The sequence below is a fragment of the Terriglobales bacterium genome (assembly GCA_035454605.1).
Lineage (GTDB): Bacteria > Acidobacteriota > Terriglobia > Terriglobales > Acidobacteriaceae > DATMAB01.
The window spans coordinates 1-2,560 of the sequence record DATIGQ010000078.1 but is presented as its reverse complement, the minus strand read 5'-3'; the positions used below and the strand labels follow the sequence as shown (position 1 = coordinate 2,560).

3 protein-coding genes are annotated in these 2,560 nt (G+C 62.7%); all 3 read right to left on the bottom strand.

Annotation, left to right across the window (positions count from 1 at the left end):
• Positions 1-1,135, bottom strand: a 1,135-nt coding sequence (gene modC, locus VLE48_05625) for a molybdenum ABC transporter ATP-binding protein (protein HSA92472.1), incomplete at its 3' end; no start/stop codon positions are given.
• A complete protein-coding gene (gene modB / locus VLE48_05620) occupies positions 1,120-1,794 on the bottom strand; it encodes a molybdate ABC transporter permease subunit (GenBank protein HSA92471.1) in 675 nt (224 codons plus the stop codon). The genes modB and modC, both read right to left, overlap by 16 nt.
• A partial coding sequence (gene modA / locus VLE48_05615; protein HSA92470.1) for a molybdate ABC transporter substrate-binding protein occupies positions 1,791-2,560 on the bottom strand: 770 nt, incomplete at its 5' end. The genes modA and modB, both read right to left, overlap by 4 nt.

Below are 2,560 nucleotides of genomic sequence, written 5' to 3'. Positions count from 1 at the left end.
GGACTGTTCGTGACGGTGTAACCGCATCTTCCGCCAGCAGGTGGCAGGAGTAAGTCTTCAGTACCAGCCACACTCGCCCTCCAGACTCGAGTTGGAGCGCTTGTGCGGCGCCGGGGGTAAGGTGAACCTCGAACTCGACACCGCACTGCACTCGCGCGACCAGCGTGATGTCCACCTGCCGCAGAGAGACAACGCGGCCTTCCAGGACGTTGCGCGCGCTGAGTTGGGCGGGCGGCATCGTGGCCAGCAGGATGTCGCCAGCGCGTACGGCGACGCGAACGGCATCGCCTAGGTTCAATCGCGCCAGCGCAACCTCAAGTTCAGTCTGTGAACCGTCGAGGCGGCAGCTCATTGTGCCTTGCGGCTCATGCAGTGCAGTGACCTTGGCGTCGAAGATGTTCTCAAACCCTGCGGCTTGCGCAACGACCTCGCGTCGCGGCGCCTCCAAGACATCGCGCGGCGTTCCGGAGGCTACCACCCTGCCCCGATCCAGGAAGACGACGCGCTCGCCCAGCGCGAACACTTCGTCGCGATCATGAGTAACGTAGAGCGCTGGAATGGGGTGTTGAGCGATCCACTTCCTCAGGTCGTCGATGATCTTTGCCTTCACGGCCCGGTCCAAGGCGCTCAAAGGCTCGTCCAGCAGCAAGAGGCACGGATCAATGACGAGGGCCCGCGCGAGCGCGGTTCTTTGGCGCTCGCCGCCGGAGATTTCGTCCGGCCTTCGCTGGGCAAGATGCGCGATATGGAATGACTCCAGGATGGCCGCCGTGCGCTGTCGTCGAACTTCGATCCCTTCCCGGGCCAAGCCGTAGGCGACGTTTTGCTCGACGCTCAAGTGCGGAAACAACGCCAGCGTTTGGAACACATAGCCCACCGACCGCTGCTCGACGCGAATGTCGGTATCCCGCGTCGAATCGAAGAAAAGTCGCTTCCCTACAGCGATGCGACCGGCATCGGGCCGAAGCAGCCCGGCAGCGCACTCCAGCATGGTGGTCTTCCCTGACCCGGAAGGTCCGAACAAGATGGTGATGCCGGGTGGAACCGTGAACTCGGCGTCGAGTTCAAAGCCCGGCTGACCGTTGCCGGGAAGGCGCTTCTGTATGCGGACCTCGAGGGCTACTTCGCCGACCATAGCGGCCAAGTCCTCCGGTTCACGCCATACACCAGCGACAGGACAGCGAATGAAAACAGCAGCAGAACCAGCGAGGTCTGTCCCGCACCCGTGTAATCCAGGGCCTGCACCGAGTCATAGATATCGATGGAAACCGTGCGCGTCACGCCGGGTATGTTGCCGCCCACCATCAGAACCACTCCGAACTCGCCCACGGTATGCGCGAAGCTCAGCACCGTGCCGGTGACGATTCCCGGCAGCGAAAGCGGAACAATAACGCGCAGGAAGGTTCGGAGACGCGAGGCGCCGAGGGTGGCCGAAGCCGCCAGCAACCGCGCATCGACGGCGGCGAATGCAGCCGCGAAGGGCTGAACGGCAAAGGGCAGGCTGTAGAGCGCGGAAGCGACGACCAGTCCTTCGAAAGTGAAAGGCAGGCCGCGCCCCGACCACGACTCGTACCACGCGCCCAACGGGCTGCGCGGTCCCAGCGCCACCAGGACATAAAAGCCGAGCACCGTCGGCGGAAGAACCAGGGGCAGCGCCACAACCGCCTCCACCAGGAACTTCCAGCGCCAACGCGAGAAGGCCACCCAGTAGGCGAGTGGAAGCCCCAACAGCAGCAGGAGGGCCGACACGACCACGGCCAGCTTCAAGGTCAGCAGAATCGCCTGCCAATTCACGGTTGCGCCTCCGGCAGTTCGAAGCCATGGCGTCGAAGTGCGGCCCGGGCATCCGGGCCCCGCAAGTAGAGAAGAAACTGGCTGGCTGCTTGGCCATGCGGCGATGATTTTCGGATCGCCGCGGCCTGCTCCAGCCGCGGATGCGCGTTTTCCGGTATGAGCCAATATTCGCCGCTCTGACGCATTGCTGGCGCCTGGGCAAGTGAGAGCGCAATGATTCCCACATCCGCGTTACCCGATTGCACAAATTGCGCCGTCTGCGAGATGTTCTCCCCCAGCACCAGCTTCGACGCAAGTTGTTCATAGAAACCTAGGTTCTTGAGTGCCGCTTCCGCTGCGCGGCCATAGGGAGCATGGCGGGGATTGGCGATGGCGATCTTGCGTATCGAAGGGTCCCGGAGCGCTTGTGCGCCGCGCTCGGCCACGTTGAGCTTCCTGCTCTTTGGCGCCCAAATGACGATGCGACCGATGGCATAGATCACCGGAGTGTCAGTAAGGCCTGCTTTTTCCAGGCGGCGTGGGTACTCGCTGTCCGCGGAAAGAAACACATCGAATGGCGCACCGTTCTGCATTTGGGCGAAGAAGTTGCCCGACGACCCGTAAGTGACGCGCACGGTATGTCCCGTTTGTTTCTCGAAGCCAGACACGATCTCGGGCAGGGCGAACGTCAGGTCGCTGGCCGCGGCGACCCTAAAATCATCCGCCGGAACCGATATCGCGAGCGTGAGTGTGACAATCAGGAAAATCGGCCGCACTGTCATTTCTC